Raw genomic sequence first — 17257 nt, forward strand, 5'->3', positions numbered from 1 at the left:
CGAGGCAGCGTACCGCTGCTGGTACGCGCCGCCCGAAGGCACACAGGCTGGCCTCACCCATGACCCGGCGCAGCCTCGCGGCCCGCCCAGACGTCCGCCCGCAAGGGGGCGGGACCGCCGTTAGCGCCGGTGACGGCCGGGCTCACCATGTGCGGCTCGGCACGGCCAAATCCGCGAGTTCGGTAATGTCGTGCTGCGTGACGAGGGCCAGCCTCTCGGCGAGATCCGCCAGGGCGCGTGAGGTCGCCAGCTCGTCGCCGATCTCGGGCTCGGCGGGCTCGGCCGGGTCGCGGGTCACGCGCGGGATTGATCACTGTGGCCGGGCTGGTGGGCATGGGCGGGGGCGCCTGGTGGGAGGGGCTGTGGCGGGCGGGAGCGGTGCAGGATCCGATCAAGCCGGACGGCGGCGTAGCCGAGGGTGGACGACGCGGTGACGATCAGCAGGTCGCCCAGGGGCAGTGGTTCGGTGCCGAGCAGTTCGCGTAGCGGCGGCATGTACAGTCCGGCGAGCTGCAGGACGAACGCACCCGCGACGGCGAGTAGCAGCATGGGGTTGGCCGACGTGCCGGGCCTGGTGCGGGAGCCGAGCGCGACGCCGAGTTGGGTGGCGCCGAGGGCGAAGAAGGCCATGCTCTGCCACGGACGCCCCGTCTGGTGGGCCCAGAGGGCGACGCCCAGGGTGACGGCGGTCAGGATGATGGCGATCCGGATCACGCGTTGCCACAGCCCGGCGCCCAGGATGCTCTGGGTGGGCGGCCGTGGTGGGGTGGTCATGGCGCCGGGCACGGCCGGTTCGCCGCCGAGGGCCACGCCCGGCAGTCCATGGGTGAGCAGGTTGATCCACAGGATCTGGGCGGGAAGCAGGGGGAGTGCGAGGCCGGCGAAGGGCCCGAGCAGCATCACCGCGATCTCGGCGGCGCCGCCCGAGAGGGCATACACGAGAAACCGGCGGATGTTGGCGTAGACGCGGCGGCCCTCCTCGACAGCCGCGACGACGGTGTCCAGGTTGTCGTCGGCGAGTACGAGGTCGGCGGCTTGGCGGGCGACTTCGGTGCCGCGTTTGCCCATGGCCACGCCGATGTCGGCGCGTCGTAGCGCCGGTCCGTCGTTGACGCCGTCGCCCGTCATGGCGAGGGTCTCGCCGCGTTCTCGCAGTTCCTGGATGATGTCGAGCTTCTGTTCCGGGGTGGCCCGGGCGTACACTCCGGCCCCGGCCTGATCGAAGGGGTCGCGGCAGTCCACGACCGGGTCGCCGGCGGTGATGATGCCCAGCTCGGTGGCGACGGCGCGAGCGGTTCCGGGGTGATCGCCGGTGATGAGGAGTGGTCTGATGCCGGCCTGTTTGCAGGCGGCGATCGCGGCGGAGGCCGCAGGACGCGGCGGATCCAGGATCGCGACCAGTCCGAGCAGCGACAAGCCGCTCTCCCGCGCTGTTTCCGGGACGGTGTCCAGGTCGGTGCTCGCCACCGCCAGGACCCGGTATCCGGCCTGGGCGAGTTGCTCGGCTCGTTCGGCCGCGCGGGCCAGCAGCGCCGGGTCGTCGATCAGGACAGGGGGGTGGAGCAGCGCTTCGGGTGCTCCCTTGCAGATCACCCGGCCGCCGCCATCGGGCAGGCGGTGCCCGGTGGTCATCCGCTTGCGTTCACTGTCGAAGGGGCGCTCGGCGACGCGCGGGAAGCGGCCCTGCAGTTCCTTGCGGTCCAGGCCGAGCTTGGCGGCGGCGGTGAGCAGGGCCGCCTCGGTCGGGTCGCCCAGCGCCGTCCACTCCTCGCCGGCCTCCCGCGGCGGCGACAGCCGCGCGTCGTTGCACAGGACGGCCGCCGTCAGCAGGTCGGTGAGGCCCGCTCCGCCGAGCGGGCCGTCGGCTACGACCTCGCCGTCGGGTGCGTATCCGGAGCCGGTGATCGTGGCCTCCCCTGTGGGGGTCCAGAGGTGCCGGGTGACCATCCGGCCCTCGGTGAGGGTTCCGGTCTTGTCGGTGGCGAGCACCGTCACCGAGCCCAGCGTTTCCACGGCGGACAGCCTGCGTACGAGAGCGTCGCGCGCGGCCATCCGGCGAGCTCCCAAGGCCAGGCTCAAGGTCACGACGGCGGGCAGCGACTCGGGCACGGCCGCGACCACCAGGCTGATCGCGGTCACCACCATCAGCTCGACCGGTTGCCCACGGACCAGCCCCAGGGCCAGCACCACCGCGGACAGCAACACTGTGACGCCGGCCAGCAGGCGACCGACTCCCATGAGCCGCTGTTGCAACGGCGTCAGACCGGCTCCCTTGACCATCATGGACGCGATGCGGCCGCTCGCGCTGGCCGCCCCGACGGCCGTGACCACCGCCCGGCCACGCCCTCTCACCACGACGGTGCCCGAGGAGAGCGGATCGCCGTCGGCCTTGTCCACCGGCGCCGACTCACCGGTCAAGGACGACTCGTCGATGAGCAACGCCGCCGACTCCACCACTCTGGCGTCGGCCACGATGATGTCGCCTTCGGCCAGCACCAGCAGATCTTCCACGACGACCTCGGCCGCCGGAACCTGCGCCTGGGATCCGTCGCGGATCACCCGGGCCACCGGCGCCGTGAGCTGTGACAATGCCGTGATGGCCCGGTCGGCGCGCACCTCCTGCGCGACCCCGACGGAGGTGTTGACCACGACCACGAGCAGGATGACGGCGGTGTCGGTCCAGTCGCCCGTGACGATGGTCAACGCCGCCGCCACGAGCAGAACGACGATCAGCGGATCGCGAAGCTGGGCGAGCACCCGCCGCCACAACGGAACGGGCGGCTGCCGCGGGAGCAGGTTGGCCCCGTCCCGCTCCAGACGCACGGCCGCCTCCGCCGCCGACAACCCAGCGGGCGCGGGAATCACCATGTCTTCCTCTCTGACCTGCTGTCTTCGGGTCGGCCGCATCGGGGGCGCCGCATCATTTCCCTATCTGTTGTCGCACGGGATGAGCAGTCGAACCAGAAGCGAAGGTCCCATCCGGCCAGGGCCGAATGGCAGGCATCTCGTACCCCGTCTTCATCTGATCTAGCAGTGCGTGAGGTGAAAGGGCAGGTCAGGACTGCGGTCGACGGTGTGTGGCGATCGCAGGTGGAGCGGCGGCGTGACGGGACAGATGCCGAGGGGCCGTGGACAAGGATCTGGTCGCCGCGCACCTCGCTGGACGTGTCGGCCGGGGGCCGAAGATCAACATTGTCAGCGCATTCAGCCGCGCAACGGAACGTCCCGCGGTTCGGGGCACGCCTGCCTCTCCTGTGCCGCCGCATGGCCGTGTGCACCCGCGTTAGCCGCAGCCTTCATGCTCGATCTGCACGCCGCCTGATGAACATCGAGGTTGGGAAGGTGCCCACATGCGTGCAGGTAACGCACCGTGGCGGCCTGGGCGTGAGCTTCGACGAGATTGGTGTCACTGGTGCCCTTTTCGACAGGCACCTCAGGACAGACTTCTGAGGGCCGAAGGTCCCCCGCTGTGGAGACTTCTGGCCCTGCTGGATACCGACCAGACCCTGCAGAAATGGAGGCGAGTGATTACCACCGTCTTGTACTCGGAGAAGAGGAGAACGCCATGAAGGCCGCAGTGGGTGATCGGCTGATCGTGGAGGCCACGCGCGGCACCAGCACCCGCCCCGAAGGATTCATCATGAAGGTGAACCACCTGGACGGCTCCCCGCCCTACCTGGTCCGCTGGCTGACACCGAACGCGAGACCCTCGTCTTCCCCGGCCGCGACGCACGAGTGGTCCAAGCCGCGCGATGACCAGTGCCGGTGAGCCGTTGGATGCGGCGCTGCTGCGGCCAGGGAGGTTCGACCGGCAGGTCACCGTGCCGCTGCCGAACCAGAGCGAGCGCGACGGCCGGCATACTGAGTGAAGGCCAGGCGCTCGATCAGGTCGTCCGCGGAAAGGGGCGGCCGACGTAGCCGGGTGATGACCCGCAGGTCTCCCGTACGGTCGGCTCGGGGTAGGTGACGGGCGCCTCGACCAGCTAACCGACCTTGGCCCGTTGAGGCCGAGCAGGGCGTAGATCCGTCCCGGCTGCTGTCTCGCTGCTGTCTCGGAGGAGAGGTTCACGAACGATCCCAGATGACAGGCAGTTCCAGGACGTCGTCTTCCTGCCAGGTGAGAGCTCTCTGGACGTCGACGATCCCGTCCAACCCTTCGGCCGTGCGGACGGCGGTGGCCGCCTCGCTGCGCTTGCCCGTGTGGCCGGACAGCGTGACGATGCCGTTGTGGACCTCCACGATGATCCCGTCGCGGTCGTTCCACCGGGCAGGCGATGGGATGCCTTCGACGACGCGCCGCCTGATCTCGTCGTCGTCGCGCAGGTACATCCTGAGCAGGTCCCGTCTGCTGACAATGCCTTGCAGCCTTCCCTCGGCATCGACCACGATCAGCCGCTTGACGCCGCACTCGTCCATGATGCGGGCGGCCTTGGAGGTCGAGGCGGATGCGGTGACGGTCACTGCGGGCGTGGTCATCAGGTCGGCTGCGGTATCCCCTGCGGCCTTCCTTCTCCCATTCTCCACCTGACCGGTCATCCGCCGGCGCATCCGGGCGTACAACGGCGGCTGGTAGCTTTCGCCGTAGTACTGCTCCCGGAACTCCTCCTTGCGCATCAGGTCTCCTTCGGACACCACGCCAAGGACCTGCTCATCGCCGTCCACCACGGGCACGGCGCTTATGCCCTTCGCCACCAAAACCTCGGCGACGTCCTTGAACAAGGTGTCCGCCATGACCGAGGTGACCTGGGTGGTCATGACATCCCTCACTGTGATCCGCATCGTGGACCCTCCTTCCGATCCTCCCTTCCATGAGATCGCCATCCGCGGGCGCCATCGTAGGGGCGAAAGCCCCTGGCCCTGCCTGCTTTGGAAATGCCGAAAGTCCCACGTCGGCGCACGGCCGGCGCCTCTGCTGCCGGTCAACCCACGAGGCCGAGGGAGGGACGCGGCTGCGCCGGCGAATCCCTCTGTGAGGTTGGGCCCATCAGAGCATGCCCAAGGTCCCTAGGCCGCGGATGCGGCTCCGGAAACCATCGGAGGGGAGTGTCGCCCGGCTCTTGCGACCCGCGGGGGATGCCACCGCCAATGGCCGTTTCACGCGGTGCAGGCGGACAGGTAGAGGAGGGTTCGATGAGGGAGAGGAAACGCCGGGACGTGATGCCGGCCCAAGCCGATGTGGACCGCGCCGGCGCCGGCGACCTGTTCAACCTCGCAGTGACGTCGGTCCCGTTCCTGTGCAGGTCGGCGCGTGCCTGATCCTCGATACGGGACCCCGCTTCGACCTGAAGCGGGCGCGGCGGCTCATCGCCGAGCGCGTCGGTACGGTGCCGCGGCTGCGGCAACGGCTGGGCCCCGGCGCGATCTTCCTGCACTGCCTGCCCGCCCACCGCGGCGAGGAGGTCACGGCGGAGGTGATCGACGGCCCCGCGTCCCAGGTGTTCCACCAGGCGGCCAACCGGCTGCCCACGGCGCAGGCCGTACTCGAAGCACTGCTCAAGCGCGACCTGGCAGGGGAGTTGTGAGGATCGTCATCGCGCTCGGCGGGAACGCGCTGCTGCACCGCGGCGAACGCGCCGACGCCGCGACGCAGATCCGCAACGTCGCGACCGCCGCCGAGCAGATAGCGCGCGTGGCCGAGCGCCACCAGGTCGTCATCGTGCACGGCAACGGCCCCCAGGTGGGGCTGCTGGCCGAGGAGAGCGAGCGCGACCCCACGCTGGAGCGGCTACCCCCTGGACACCCTGGTGGCAGAGACGCAGGGCATGATCGGCTACTGGCTGGCGCGCAGCGTCGGCCGCCGCCTGCCCGACACCCAGGTGGCCGCGCTCATCACCCAGGTACGCGTGGACGCCGCCGATCCGGCCGGCCTTCGACCATCCCGAGAAGCCCATCGGACCGTACTATCCGGCGGCCGAAGCCGAGCGGCTGGCAGGACAGCGCGGCTGGACCTTCACCCAGGACCGGCACGGCATGCGGCGCGTCGTCCCCTCGCCACGGCCCATCGGGATCATCGAGCTGCCGATCATCCGGCGCCTGCTGGACGACGGTTGCCTGGTGATCGCGGGTGGGGGAGGCGGGGCGCCCGTCACGGCCGACCAGACGGGAGTGGAAGGCGTCGTGGACAAGGACCTGGTCGCCGCGCTCCTCGCCGAGCAGGTCGGGGCCGACCTGCTGGCCGTTCTCACCGACGTGCCCTGCGTGTACGCCGAGTACGGAACGCCCCGCGAGCATCCCATCGTGCACGCCACGCCTGACGAGCTGGACGCCGGATCGTTCGCGGCCGGATCCATGCGGCCGAAGATCAAAGCTGTCTGCGCGTTCAGCAGCGCCACCGGACGACCCTCGGCCATCGGCGCCCTCGACGAACTGGAGGCGGTCGTGACCGGCGCCCGCGGCACTCGAATCCAGCCAGCACCTGCTCAATTCCACACCGGAGGCCCGAAATCCCCTGAAGACGAGGGACGCCCCCGAGCGGCACGGCCCGTCCGGGAGACGGTGAAAGGAGGGCGGTCAAGCGGAGGACACGAGGAGGGGTCGAACTAGGCGTGGGGGGCTGCGACGCGCTCTGCTCGGATCCGTCAGCCAGGCCATGGGGCGCCACGCTCCCTGCCCCGTCGCGGTGATGCACGAACCGTCGAGGTGACCCGGTGCGGGGCTCGCCAGGTTCATGGCCGAGCAGAGCGCCGCACCGCGACCTTCGACACCTGCGCGCGCCGGACCGTCAGGCGTCCTCCTCATCCCACAGCAACTCGTCTCGCACGTCTACGACGCCATTGACTCGGGCCGCGCGACGGTTGATGAGCGAAACGTCGGTGCGGGTGCCTGTGCGCCCGTCCAGTGCAACGACGCCATCTTTCACCGCCACCTCGACATGAGAGGTGTCCACCCAGGCCAAGTGGTCGAGCTCCTCCAGAATCTCGTCGGCGATGTCCTCGTCCGGGCGGAGGAACACCTTGACCAGGTCGTGCCGGCTGACGACGCCGACCAGGCACCCCCGGTCATCGACGACGGGCAGGCACACGACGCCATACTCGTCCATCAGTCGCATCCATCAGTCGCATCGCGTACACGATGGCGTGCTGCGGCCGGATGGTGATCGCCGGTGCGGTCATCAGCTCGGCCGTGGTGCCCGCGCCGATCTTCTGCATGGTCCGCCTGCCGCCCGGAGACAGACGCCGCCGGAGGCGGGGCCGGATCGGCGGTGGGTAGCTCTCTCGGGAGTACTGCTCCTTGAACTCCTCCTTGGGCAGCAGATCCGCCTCTGACACGATTCCGATCTCCCATGACAGCGGGAGAACTTCGGCCGGACGAGTGCCGTTGGTCCTGACTGCGAGGGCCGGACGATCAGTACGCGGGAAAGGACCTGGTGGAACAGTGAGACTGGTCCCGGTCGGGGCGATGTGGTGCTCGCGGACGATGGCCGCCATCCTCCGGCCTCGTGATGGATGGTCTCGGCGTTGCGCAGGCCGGCTCGGAGCGAACGCGATCGCTGTGCTTGCCCGATGTCGACGGTCATGGAGTCGGCGCCGGCTGTCTGCGCTCGGGGGTGGGGGCCGCGGCCAGGCGGACACCGATGAGGATCAGCGTGGTGCCGGAGAGCAGGAGGACCACTGCGGCGATGAACAGCCCTGCCGTGAGCCCGGCCAGCCAGGGCAGGGTGGCGGCCAGCTTGAGATCGGCGGCTACCGGGGAGGTGCCGTCTGCGTTCATGATCACGACGGTCCAGTCGCCCGGCTGGACGTCCCACTCCAGGTTCCCGGAGCCGCTGGCCGCCCAGAAGGTCTTCGAGCCGGGCAAGGTGTCCGGTCTGCCGCCGGGGTGGTGCTGGTAGCCGATGTCGTCGCCGGTGCCGCGGGTGATCTGGTCGTGGGCCACACCGTTCAGGTAGGAGTCGGCGTCGGCTCGGCGGGCGATGCCCACGAATAGCGGCGTGCTGGTGCCCTTGGCCTCGACGCGTACCCGGCCCACCAGGTCACGCAGGAAGTCCACCCCCAGGCCGCTGACGGCGATCTGCTCCGTGGTCAACGCGTACGTCGCGGTCGTGACCCGTCCGGCGTTCGTGGCGACGAAGCCATCGCTGCTGCGAGCTCGGTCCAGGAGACCTGAAGCGGTGCCCGCCGCGGCGGTGCCGATCGCGCCGAAGGCCAGCAGGGCGCCCATGGTGATGGCCACGATCGAGCCGGCGCCGTGCCGTACGGGAATGTGGGCGGCCGGAGCCGGGGATTCGAGGCTGGGCAGTTCGTGGCCGCCCTGCTCCAGGCGGAACGGCGGGTAGGCATCGGTCATGAGGCAGGCGTAGGCGGCCACGCGCAGTGCCCACCGGTTCAGGCCGAGTACGAGGTCGAAGATGCCGTGCGGGTAGCGGCCGGTGAACAGCAGGAAGGCGGCGGCGATGAGGACGAGCAGCCCGATCAGGCCGCCCCAGTCCAGGGTGTAGAGCACGCCGTCGGCGTCGGGTAGGCCGCTCCGCCAGGAGATGACGCTGCCGCTGGTGAACAGTCCCACGATCAGGTACTGCGGGATGGCCAGCAGCCACCATTTGATCAGCACCAGCCCCCGCGAGAGCCGCTCGGGGTAGTCGATCTCCAGCGTGGCCGGGTAGTCCGGGGCCGGGCCGAGGGTGAAGGGCGGGTAGCGGTCGGTGCCTAAGGCGCCGTAGCTGTAGTAGGCCACCCGCCAGGTCCAGCGCAGCACACCCAGGTTGAAGTCGAACAGCGCCCGCGGATAGCGGCCGGTGAACAGGATCGCGAAGAACGCGATCACCGTGAGGACACCGAAGGCGATCCACAGGAAGCCGAGCACGATGTAGTGGGGAATCGCCAGGAACCACTTGACGATCCACAGGCCCCGGTTGAGCGGTTCTTCCAACCTGGCCTCGACACGCACGGGATAAGGGTTCATCCATCCAGCCCATCATCCGGCGCACCAAGTGGCAGGTGCCGAAAGTCCTCAGTATGAGCGCTGTTGGACCTCTGTCGCGGCGGCTCACCGAATCCGTGCCCTGCCCGCGACTTGCGCCAGATCCGCTGCCGCACGCCGTGCAGGACGTGGGGCTAGGTCACCCTGACGCACCTTGGCGGGCAGGAACTCGGGCCGGGCCTCGCTCCATCCTCGCCTCCCGGCCGGAAAGGCCGAAAGCCTCCTAGAACAGGGACTTTCGCCGCTGTCGACGGGTGCGTTCCGTTGCGACCCTGACCTTGAGCGGAGGCTTCGCTCAAGGAGGAAGGCACTCAAGGAGGAATGACATGGGAGTCATGAATTCCCCCGCCGGCCCTTGGAACGGATGGGGCCACATGTGGGGCAGTGGATCGGGATGGATGTGGGGCGGCTTCATGATGCTGTTCTGGATCGGCCTCATCGCTCTGGTGGTGTGGCTGGTCGCGCGGGCGTTCACAGGCCAGGACCTTAGATCGTCGCTTGAACGCTCTGGTCTCGAGCGGGCGCATGAGGTGCTCGCCGAGCGGTACGCCAGCGGCGAGATCTCCACCGATGAATACCGGGACAGGCTCGATCATCTCGACCATACGGGATAGCCCGGCAAGGACGTGGACGTGATCGTCCGGGTTTCCGCCTCAGGAGACGCGTGGAACTGGTCATCGACGCCACCGGTCGCTTCCGGACCAGGGATGCGCTGGCCGGCCATCTGAAGGCGGGTGCCCGCAGGGTGCTGTTATCGGCTCCCGGCAAGGGCCTGGACGTCACCATCGTGCCCGGCGTCAACGACGCCGCCTACGACCCGGCCCGGCACGAGATCGTCTCACTGGCCTCGTGCACCACCAACTGCGTCGCTCCCATGGTCAAGGTGCTTCACCAGAGCTTCGGCCTGGTGCGCGGGTTCATGACCACCATCCACGCCTACACCGGTGACCAGATGCTGCTGGACGGGCCGCACAAGGACCCGCGCAGAGCGCGTTCGGCCGCGGTGAACATCGTGCCGACCACCACCGGCGCGGCCCGCATGGTCGGCCAGGTGCTGCCCGAGCTGGACGGCAGGCTGGACGGCATCGCCATCAGGGTGCCCGTCGAAGACGGCTCGATCACCGACCTGAGCGCCCAGCTCTCCCGACCGGTCACCGCGCAGGAGGTCAACGACGCCTTCGCCACCGCTGCCGCGGGTGAGCTGCACGGCATCCTGCGCTACAGCACCGATCCGCTCGTCTCCCGCGACATCGTCGGTGACGCCGCCTCGTGCGTGTTCGATTCCGGGCTCACCCAGGCAGGCGGCGATCTGGTCAAGGTGTTCGGCTGGTACGACAACGAGTGGGGTTACGCCAACCGGCTGGTCGAAATGGCTCAGCGAATGGCATGACGCCGGAAGCGCCTTCTGGTTCGGGACCTTCGTCCCTTCGGCTCACCGGCCGTGGATGCGGCGGCCGGTGATCTGGTGCGGGACGATACGGATGTAGAGCTGCCGGTCGCCACCGGCCCACGGGGTGATGTCGGAATCGGTGACCTTGGCCAGCTCATCCGGCGGCACGTGGTGGGCGGGGCCCTGAATGAGGACGCTCCATCCCTCACGCTGGGCCTCGTCCAACCTGTCGACCTCGAAACCGATTTTGATCTCTACGCCTTCCAGACCGGTGCGCAGGTCCTGGTCCATCGGGCCGCCCGGCGCGGTGCGGAACACGATGGCGCCGTCGTGGAGCTTGTAGTTGACGGGCAGAATCGTCGGCCCGCGCGAGCCGTTGAACGCCACTCGGCCGACCCCGCCGGGCGCGATCAGGCGCAGGCATTCCGCGGGATCAAGCACTTCCAGGGCCGGGTCGGCCGAGGCGGAGCCGCCACCCGGCGGACGATCTTGACCGCCACCCAGCAGGTCTTGAACGGTGGTCTCCAGCGCGGCGGCCAGGCGCGCCAGTGCTTCGATGTTCGGGGGGCTCAGGTGCCCTTCGAGGTACTGGACGTACCCGGTGGACATCTGCGCGCGGTCGGCGACCTGCTCGTGGCTGAGGCCCAGCCGCTCGCGATGGTGAATCATGCGACGTCCGAAGTCGCCGGTGCCTGTCATGAACGTCTCCTTGTCATCAGCGGTGAAGGTGCGGCTGGTGCCGCGTGGCAGGGTGACGCCGTCGACACGTGTTCTGTCGTGATCAACGTCGATGACCAGTTGATGACCGCGGTAGCAGATCGGCATGGACAGTGAGCCGAGCCGGTCGGGCAGGAGCGGGTTGAGGTGCAGGCCGTCGCGCCGCAGCTCCAGGCCCAGGTAGCAGCGCTGCAACATATCCAGCGTGCCGGCCATGGCGCCAAGGTGGATGCCCTCCGCGGTGGTGCCGTGCTGGACGTCGTTGATGTCGCTGAACAGCGCTTCGGTGAAGTACTGCCAGGAGCGGGCCCGGTCGGAGCGGGAGAGCACCCAGGCGTGTACGACGGCGCTGAGAGTGGAGCCGTGGCTGGTGCGGGCCAGGTAGTAGCCCATGGTACGAGGGATCAAGTCCGGCGTGGCCGGGTAGCCGAGCCGGTCCAGGATCGCCAGTAACTCCTCGGCGCTCAGCAGGTAGCACAGCATCAGCGTGTCCGCCTGCTTGGCCGCCCTGTAGCGGTTGACGTCGTCGCCGTCGGCTTCGAGCGCGCGGTCCAGGCGGCGCACGCCGCGGTAGCGGGCCCAGTCCAGCTCTAAGAGGTCCGCGTACCCGGTGAACTGGCTGATCACGCCGTCGTGGAAGTCGACACGCATGCGCCGGGTGATGTCGTCCCAGCGCGCCGACTCCCCAGGATCGGCTTTCCCGGTGTCGAGCGCGCGTGAGAGCAGCCACACGGTCATGATGTTGGTGTAGGCGTTGTTGGCCAGGCCGCGGGAGCCGGTCCCTGGGTAGGCAGTGTGGTATTCGTCGGGTCCCATGACGCCGTGGATCTCGTACCGTCCCGATGTGGGGTTGAGCACGGCTAGTGAGGCGAAGAACCTGGCGATGTCGATGAGCAGTTCCGCGCACCACGGAGGCATCGTGCCGGTGGCCAGGTGGTACTGCCACACGTTGTAGGCGATGGCCAGGCCGATGTGCCGCTGCAGGTGGGACACGTCGGGCAGCCAGCGGCCGGAGGCGGGGTTGAGGTGGAGCGTCTGGGTCTCTTCGCGCCCGTCGCTGCCGCTCTGCCAGGGGAACATCGCGCCGTCATACCCCGCGTCGCGGGCCGCCGCCCTGGCTTCGGGCAGCCGCCGCCACCGGTAGCGGAGCAGGCCGACTGAGATTTCAGGGAAGCGCAGGTTCAGCCAGGGCAGGACGAACAGCTCGTCCCAGAACACGTGCCCGCGATAGGCCTCGCCGTGCAGGCCCCGGGCGGGCACACCGACATCGAGGTCGGCGGTGTGCGGAGAAAGCGTCTGCAACAGGTGGAAGATGTGCAGGTGGACGATCTGCGCCAGTTCCGGGCCGTCCACATCCAGCCGGGCGTCCTGCCACAGGCGTTCCCATGCCGCCACGTGCCGGGCGAGCAGTTCGTCGAAACGCGGTGCCAGCCGTAATCGGCGCAGGGCCGCAGAGCGGGCGTCGTGGATGGCGGGATCGCGTGAGGTCAGCAGCGCCACGACCTTGGTCACCGTCGCGGGCACGCCCTCGACGACGTCGAGTACGTGCTCGGCGGCGATCCGGTCAGGCGAGCTGGTCACCTCGGGTGCCGCCGGCGCGTCCAAACGCGCGGCGAGCGCGACCGCGATCCGGGAGGAGCGGGTGACCGTGGTGAGCCAGGTCAGCTCGTCTTGCGTGCCGGTCGCGTGGCCGGTCAGATGATCGCCGCGCAGGTCACGATAGCGGGCCACGCCGCTGTTGGTCACCCGGCCGTCCAGCTCCGCGCGCACGCGCAGCGGGCCGGACCAGTTCTCCGCGGTGAAGGTGGTGTCGAGTGCGGCCAGGTACGGGTCGGCCATGGACACCAGACGGCGTTGCCGTACCAGGGTGACGCGGCCTGCCTCGTCACGCCAGCGTAACTCGCGCCGCAGCACCCCCTGCCGGAGGTCGAGCTCCTGGCGGTAGTTCAGCAGGTCGGCCCGCTCCGGGCGGAACCACGCTGAACCGGGGGTGGCGAACGTCAGTGGCAGCCAGTCGGGCAGGTTGACCAAGTCCTCATTGGTGACCGTGCGGCCCGCGACCGTGGAGGCCAGTCGGTCGTAGCAGCCCGCGGCATAGGTGCCGGGCGTGCGCACCTCGCCGTCAGGCGTCGCGCCGCGCGTGGCGAACCGGCCATTGCCCAGCGTGCACAGAGCCTCGCGTAACCCCTCCGAAGCCAGGTCGAACCCCTCGTAGACGAGCGTCCAGGGATTCATCGTCGTATGACAGGGACGCGGCCGGTGATGGCCAGTTCGGCCAGGTCCGTCACGACGACGTCCGCTCCGGCGCGGCGCATCGCGGCTCTTCCCGAGCCCGTCCGGTCCACCCCGACGACCAGGGCGAAGGCGCCTCTGCGCCCCGCCTCGACACCGGGCAGCGCGTCCTCCACGATCGCCACCTCGTCCGCCGGAAGCTCCAAGCGCTGGGCGGCCTCCAGGAACAACGCCGGGTCGGGCTTGCCGGGCAAGCCCAGCCGGGCGGCCTCGGCGCCGTCGACCAGCACGTCGAACAGGTGCGTCAGCCCCGCAGCCGAAATCACCGCGCGGCAGTTCCTGCTCGCCGACACCACGGCGGTACGGCAACCGCGCCGCCGCAGCTCGTGCAGCAGATCGACGGTTGAGCCGAAGGCGGCCACCCCATGCTCGGTGATCTCCTGGACGAACAGTGCGTCCTTGGCCAGCCCGAGCCCGTGCACGGTCGGCGCGCCCGGCTCGTCCTGTGGCCCGCCTTCGGGCAGGCAGACGCCGCGGGAGGCCAGGAACGTGCGGACCCCGTCCAGACGCGACCGCCCATCGACGTAGCGCAGGTAGTCGGCGCGGATGTCGAACGGGGTGGAACGGTCGCGCAGGAAGACGTCGAACACGTGCTTCCACGCCGCCGCGTGCACACGGGCGGTGTCGGTGACCACACCGTCGGTGTCGAAGACCACGCCACGGAGCCGTGTCAGATCGATGGCTGCCATGCCCATCACGCTACGCACCCGTCACTGGGGCAAACAGGGTCCTTCGGCTCTTGCCTGACGGACTTCCGGCCCTGCAACGATGCGCCGTGAGCGAGTCCGATGGAGAGATGACGAAGGAGGACGGATCATGATCATTGTAGGGGTGGACGGCTCGACGACCGCGCGGGCCGCGGTGGAGTGGGCGGTCAACGACGCTCTGCGGATGGGGGAGCCGCTGCGGATCGTGCACGCCGTGGACCGCTCGCCGTACCAGATCGGCAAGTTCCCCGATGCCGCTCTGCCTGACACGCTGCTGCGCGAGGGGCAGCGGATCCTGCGCGAGGCGCTGGCTCTGGCTCACGAGCGCCAGCCCGACGTCGAGGTCACGACGCGGGACATCGAGGGCGCGCCGGCCGAGGTGCTGCGCGAGCAGGCCAAGGAGGCGACTGAGATCGTGCTCGGCAGCCGCGGGCTCGGCGGGTTCGCCGGCGCGCTGCTGGGCTCGGTCAGCACACACGTGGCCGGCCACGTTCACGGCCCCGTCGTGGTCGTACGCGGCGACCACCAGCCGGTGCGCGGGGAGGTCGTGGTCGGCGTGGACGACTCGCCCGAATGCGAGCCCGCGCTGGCCTACGCCTTCCGGCAGGCTCAGCTGCGGGGAGCCGTGCTGAGGGTGGTGCACGCCTGGCAGCCGGTGCACGCGTTCGCATCCGGGGTGCCGTACGACATGGACGAGGTTCGCATCGCGCAGCACCAGGTCGTCCGCGACCGGGTGGGAACGTTCAAGAAGCACTACCCGCAGGTGACGGTCGTCGAAGACGTCCAGCCGGCGCAGCCGGTGGAGGCCCTCACCGATGCCTCCGCCCGAGCCGACCTGCTGGTGGTGGGCTCGCACGGTCACGGCGCGGCAGGCGCGCTGCTGCTCGGCTCGGTCAGCCGCGGCGTCCTGCACCACGCCCGCTGCCCGGTGGCGGTGGTACGCGCATAGGGGCCCTCTCTGTCGACGGGGAAGACGACCCGTGGCCCGTGCTCCACGTCTAGCAGGGACCAAGGGCTCTGCGGCGAAGGACGTTCGCCCATGCCGCCCGTGGTCGCCCAAAGCGCATCGTTGCGAGAGAGATGAGGAGGCCACCATGTCCATCAAGGTCAGGGACGTCATGAGGAACGTCGGCATCGCGGTTCGCGAGGACGCGTCGTTCGCCGAAATCGTGCGCACGATGCGCCGGTACACCCTCGGGGCGATCAGTGTGATCGATGCCGGTGGCCGGCCTGTGGGGGTCGTCTCCGAAGACGATCTGTTGCTCAAGGAACTGGACCCGGTACGACACAGCGCCCCGATCTTCGGCAGGCGCAAGCGGCGCGAGGAGCAGGAGAAGGCGGCCGCGGTCACCGCGTCGGCGCTCATGACCACGCCCGCGATCACGGTGACTCCGGGAACCCCGGTTCGCGACGCGGCGCGGCTGATGCACGAGAAGCGGATCAAGCAGCTGCCGGTGATCGATGCGGCCACCGGGCGCATCATCGGCATTCTGCACCGGTCAGACCTGCTGCGTGTCTTCGGTCGTTCCACGGGCGAGTTGGAGAGGGAGATCAGGGCCGTGATCGGTGACCTGACGTCGGTGTCGGTAGGCATCTCTGGCGGTGTGGTGCGGCTCAGCGGCCGGGTGGCGCGCGGCTCCGAGGCCATCCGGTTGGTGGAGGAGATCCGCCGGGTGGAGGGCGTGATCGACGTCGTCTCCGAGCTGACCTACGACAGGGCCGACCGGATCGTCGTCCCGCCGCTGCTGTAGGGGCCGACATGGAAGCCACCTGGCGGGCTGGTGCCGTCTGGTGGATCCGCAAGGCCATCCGATGAGGGCTGGAGCAGGCCCCCACGCTGCGGTTGCCGATCGGACGCGGACCGGCTCGCCAAGGTCGCCCGTGCGGAGATGAAGATCACGCATCGGCTCGGCCGCACGCCCACGGAACGCGAACTGGCCGAGGAGACGGGACACGAGCCGGCGAAGCTTCTCACCTCGCTCATCGACGGGCTGGCTCCATGGCAGGCACTGATCATGCGGCTTCGGTTCGGCCTGGACGGGTACGCCCCGCACACGCCCCGGCAGATCGCCGGCCAGATGGGGCTGACCCCGTACTGGGTGCGTCAGTTGAACAAGGAGTCGGTTTCTAGGTAGGTGGGAAATGACACACGACGCACATCGATCTGGACGCTGGCATCGTTGGCTGTATCGAGGTGGCCGCGCCCGGCGCCCGCCCCCACATCCCGGTGGACCGGCGGGCCCCGCTGGAGGAGTTCGAGCGGATCGCGTCCCGCATCCCGCATCCCGGTCTTCCATATCACGGCACGCGCTGACTAGGAGCGGTGCGTATTCCCAGGTGGCGCGAGGAACTCCCACCTGCTCGCCGGAGCGGCGATCCGCGACGTGGCCCCCACGCTGATCGCGTTATCGACGGCGGCCCGGGGCGCCCTGAACTGGCCGATCCCGCAGTGGGACCGGCGGCGACGGTGGCCAAAGGCCGCTGATCCCGGCCCTTCGTCCGAGACGACCGGCAGGGAGCCTGACAGGCTCCTGGTGGAGGTACGCCGAGAGAAGGGACGGGGCCGATGCGCTGGAACGAGCTCTCCGAGCGGCAGCGGGGCCTGCTGTTAGTGGCTGTGTCAGCAGAGTTCGCGTTGACCGCGACGGCGAACGGAAATCCGGAGTGAACGTCCGTCTCGTCTCTGCCATCGCCCGTCCTCCTCAAAGGCGATGCCTCAACGATACGAGGGGAAACCCAGTGTGACTCCAGGAACGCCAGGTTCGAAGGTGCGGCGGCGGCCAGTACCTCGGCCAGGTCCACCAGGTTGGATAGAGAGGCGACCAATCGAGTGATCGCGGCTCGGGCGATTTGGTCTCCCGGCAGCGAGCTGTGCAAAATCTTCGGGAAGGAGCGGCCTGCGACCGGGTCCCACGCGTTGTGGGCAAGGTGCAGATAGCGGACAGCCGTACCATTCTTGATCTTCCGGCTGCTGGTCTTCGCCATGACATGAATGTGCTGGAATCGCAGATAGAGGCTTCGGAAGATGAGACCGCAGCGAGGAGGTCCGTATGGATCCACTCGAACTCGTTAGGCTGCCGAGCCTAATGGCGCTGACCCGTGGCAGAGCGGACCTTGTTATCGGGCTCATGGACGGTCCTGATCGGCCGTCTGGAGGCCACCGGGCAGGCCGGAGGCGGCCTTCCCATCCCCGTCATCGTGCTGGACGCCGGCTACCCGGCCACCGCCCTGA

At 69.2% G+C, this 17257-nt stretch carries 18 protein-coding genes and 1 pseudogene; 11 read left to right on the forward strand and 8 right to left on the reverse strand.

Translation table 11 applies throughout. The features are described 5' to 3' along the window. Nucleotides 1-142: 142 nt before the first annotated feature. Together AB0C30_RS33765 and AB0C30_RS33770 are read right to left on the reverse strand one after the other, a co-directional pair. The gene (locus tag AB0C30_RS33765; protein ID WP_357952167.1) at nt 143-298 is read right to left on the reverse strand and encodes a dsRBD fold-containing protein; all 156 of its coding nucleotides are present in this window, start codon (nt 296-298) and stop codon (nt 143-145) included. Next, nucleotides 295-2868: a cation-transporting P-type ATPase gene (locus AB0C30_RS33770; protein WP_357952168.1), complete on the reverse strand. Its 2574-nt coding sequence runs from the start codon at nt 2866-2868 to the stop codon at nt 295-297. The genes AB0C30_RS33765 and AB0C30_RS33770 overlap by 4 nt, the downstream gene beginning before the upstream one ends. Nucleotides 2869-3565: 697 nt before the next feature. Here AB0C30_RS33770 and AB0C30_RS33775 point away from each other — a divergent pair. Next, nucleotides 3566-3769, forward strand: coding sequence for a DUF1918 domain-containing protein (locus AB0C30_RS33775; protein ID WP_225302609.1), 204 nt, complete (start codon nt 3566-3568; stop codon nt 3767-3769). A gap of 296 nt (nt 3770-4065) precedes the next feature. On the opposite strand, the gene AB0C30_RS33780 is transcribed toward AB0C30_RS33775, so the two are convergent. Beyond that, nucleotides 4066-4779: a CBS domain-containing protein gene (locus AB0C30_RS33780; protein WP_357952169.1), complete on the reverse strand. Its 714-nt coding sequence runs from the start codon at nt 4777-4779 to the stop codon at nt 4066-4068. Between the two features lie 351 nt (nt 4780-5130). Here AB0C30_RS33780 and AB0C30_RS33785 point away from each other — a divergent pair, with 351 nt between their 5' ends. From AB0C30_RS33785 to AB0C30_RS33805, 5 genes are read left to right on the forward strand one after another with little or no spacing between them, the layout of a single operon-like run. Further along, complete coding sequence (locus tag AB0C30_RS33785) at nt 5131-5256, forward strand: hypothetical protein (RefSeq protein WP_357952170.1); 126 nt, start codon at nt 5131-5133, stop codon at nt 5254-5256. Next, entirely contained in the window at nt 5235-5522 is a 288-nt protein-coding gene (locus AB0C30_RS33790) for a hypothetical protein (RefSeq protein WP_357952171.1), read from the forward strand. The genes AB0C30_RS33785 and AB0C30_RS33790 overlap by 22 nt, the downstream gene beginning before the upstream one ends. After that, nucleotides 5519-6058 (forward strand): hypothetical protein, encoded by a 540-nt coding sequence (locus tag AB0C30_RS33795; RefSeq protein WP_357952172.1) that lies wholly within the window; start codon nt 5519-5521, stop codon nt 6056-6058. The genes AB0C30_RS33790 and AB0C30_RS33795 overlap by 4 nt, the downstream gene beginning before the upstream one ends. Then, on the forward strand, nt 5971-6543 hold the full coding sequence (locus tag AB0C30_RS33800; RefSeq protein WP_357952173.1) for a hypothetical protein: 573 nt from the start codon (nt 5971-5973) through the stop codon (nt 6541-6543). The genes AB0C30_RS33795 and AB0C30_RS33800 overlap by 88 nt, the downstream gene beginning before the upstream one ends. 22 nt (nt 6544-6565) lie before the next feature. Beyond that, a complete protein-coding gene (locus AB0C30_RS33805) occupies nt 6566-6643 on the forward strand; it encodes a universal stress protein (protein ID WP_225302624.1) in 78 nt (25 codons plus the stop codon). Nucleotides 6644-6721: 78 nt separating this feature from the next. Here AB0C30_RS33805 and AB0C30_RS33810 read toward each other — a convergent pair whose 3' ends face one another. The 3 genes from AB0C30_RS33810 to AB0C30_RS33820 form a co-directional block, all read right to left on the reverse strand. Beyond that, on the reverse strand, nt 6722-7039 hold the full coding sequence (locus AB0C30_RS33810; RefSeq protein ID WP_357952174.1) for a BON domain-containing protein: 318 nt from the start codon (nt 7037-7039) through the stop codon (nt 6722-6724). Beyond that, nucleotides 6999-7268, reverse strand: coding sequence for a hypothetical protein (locus AB0C30_RS33815; RefSeq protein WP_357952175.1), 270 nt, complete (start codon nt 7266-7268; stop codon nt 6999-7001). Before AB0C30_RS33815 ends, AB0C30_RS33810 begins: the two co-directional genes overlap by 41 nt. Before the next feature lie 244 nt (nt 7269-7512). After that, nucleotides 7513-8901, reverse strand: coding sequence for a DUF4389 domain-containing protein (locus AB0C30_RS33820; protein WP_357952176.1), 1389 nt, complete (start codon nt 8899-8901; stop codon nt 7513-7515). 353 nt (nt 8902-9254) lie between these two features. Here AB0C30_RS33820 and AB0C30_RS33825 point away from each other — a divergent pair, with 353 nt between their 5' ends. Together AB0C30_RS33825 and AB0C30_RS33830 are read left to right on the forward strand one after the other, a co-directional pair. Next, a complete protein-coding gene (locus AB0C30_RS33825; RefSeq protein ID WP_357952177.1) occupies nt 9255-9533 on the forward strand; it encodes a hypothetical protein in 279 nt (92 codons plus the stop codon). Nucleotides 9534-9583: 50 nt separating this feature from the next. Beyond that, nucleotides 9584-10309: pseudogene (locus AB0C30_RS33830) on the forward strand (type I glyceraldehyde-3-phosphate dehydrogenase); the annotation flags it as partial. 42 nt (nt 10310-10351) lie between these two features. On the opposite strand, the gene AB0C30_RS33835 reads toward AB0C30_RS33830, so the two are convergent. Both AB0C30_RS33835 and AB0C30_RS33840 read right to left on the reverse strand, forming a co-directional pair. Beyond that, nucleotides 10352-13261: a pyridoxamine 5'-phosphate oxidase family protein gene (locus AB0C30_RS33835; protein ID WP_357952178.1), complete on the reverse strand. Its 2910-nt coding sequence runs from the start codon at nt 13259-13261 to the stop codon at nt 10352-10354. Continuing rightward, nucleotides 13258-14007 (reverse strand): HAD-IA family hydrolase, encoded by a 750-nt coding sequence (locus AB0C30_RS33840; RefSeq protein WP_225302617.1) that lies wholly within the window; start codon nt 14005-14007, stop codon nt 13258-13260. The genes AB0C30_RS33835 and AB0C30_RS33840 overlap by 4 nt, the downstream gene beginning before the upstream one ends. Before the next feature lie 127 nt (nt 14008-14134). Between AB0C30_RS33840 and AB0C30_RS33845 the strand changes: the two genes are divergently transcribed. The 3 genes from AB0C30_RS33845 (at nt 14135) to AB0C30_RS33855 (ending at nt 16160) form a co-directional block, all read left to right on the forward strand. Next, nucleotides 14135-14974 (forward strand): universal stress protein, encoded by an 840-nt coding sequence (locus tag AB0C30_RS33845; RefSeq protein WP_357952179.1) that lies wholly within the window; start codon nt 14135-14137, stop codon nt 14972-14974. 145 nt (nt 14975-15119) lie between these two features. Continuing rightward, nucleotides 15120-15776 (forward strand): CBS domain-containing protein, encoded by a 657-nt coding sequence (locus AB0C30_RS33850; protein WP_357952180.1) that lies wholly within the window; start codon nt 15120-15122, stop codon nt 15774-15776. 30 nt (nt 15777-15806) lie between these two features. Then, nucleotides 15807-16160 (forward strand): sigma-70 domain-containing protein, encoded by a 354-nt coding sequence (locus AB0C30_RS33855; protein WP_357952181.1) that lies wholly within the window; start codon nt 15807-15809, stop codon nt 16158-16160. Nucleotides 16161-17257: the final 1097 nt, after the last annotated feature.

This window comes from Nonomuraea sp. NPDC048901 (assembly GCF_040649695.1).
Taxonomy (GTDB): Bacteria; Actinomycetota; Actinomycetes; order Streptosporangiales; family Streptosporangiaceae; genus Nonomuraea.